Source organism: Salinimicrobium oceani (genome assembly GCF_012037645.1).
This window is the reverse complement of sequence record NZ_JAAVJR010000419.1, coordinates 1-509: the sequence shown is the minus strand read 5'-3', so window position 1 is coordinate 509 and position 509 is coordinate 1. Positions and strand designations below refer to the sequence as shown.

Here is a 509-nt window from a genome sequence, read left to right as displayed (position 1 = left end):
CATTGTGATAAAATATCCTCATCCAATTTTGTTCTCCAGGAAACAATTACTGCATCTGCATTTTTGATCCTTGCAATGATCTCCTTTCTGCTCCCGGGATAGTCTCCAAAAACTTCAATTTTCTCTTCACTATATTCCTGAAGCTCTTTCAGCGCCCAGGGTTCAAGTTTAGTATGATCCACACAAACGATCTTTTGGAATTTCATGAGTAGATGTTAGATGTTAGATATGAGATGTGAGATGTGAGGCTTTAGATTTTTGTTGCAGGTTGCAGGTTCCACTTGCCGGTTGCGGGTTTCGGGTTACAAGTTGTGACCGAAGTTGTTGGTGGATTGAAAAACCTGGAACCTGAAACCTGGAACCTGGAACTTTGACCCTTTAGAGCGGAATATTTCCATGTTTCCTGTCTATCCTCAACACCTCCTTGTTCTCCAGCATACTGAAGGCCTTCAGCAGTTTTCTTCGGGTATCACGAGGGTTGATCACCTCATCAATGAATCCCCGTTCGG

1 protein-coding gene and 1 pseudogene are annotated in these 509 nt (G+C 43.0%); both read right to left on the bottom strand.

Annotation, left to right across the window (positions count from 1 at the left end; all coding sequences use genetic code 11):
• Positions 1-206, bottom strand: a pseudogene (locus tag HC175_RS17505) (dihydrofolate reductase); the annotation flags it as partial.
• Between the two features lie 172 nt (positions 207-378).
• On the bottom strand, positions 379-509 hold a 131-nt coding region (locus tag HC175_RS24720), incomplete at its 5' end, for a carboxyl transferase domain-containing protein (protein WP_168139575.1).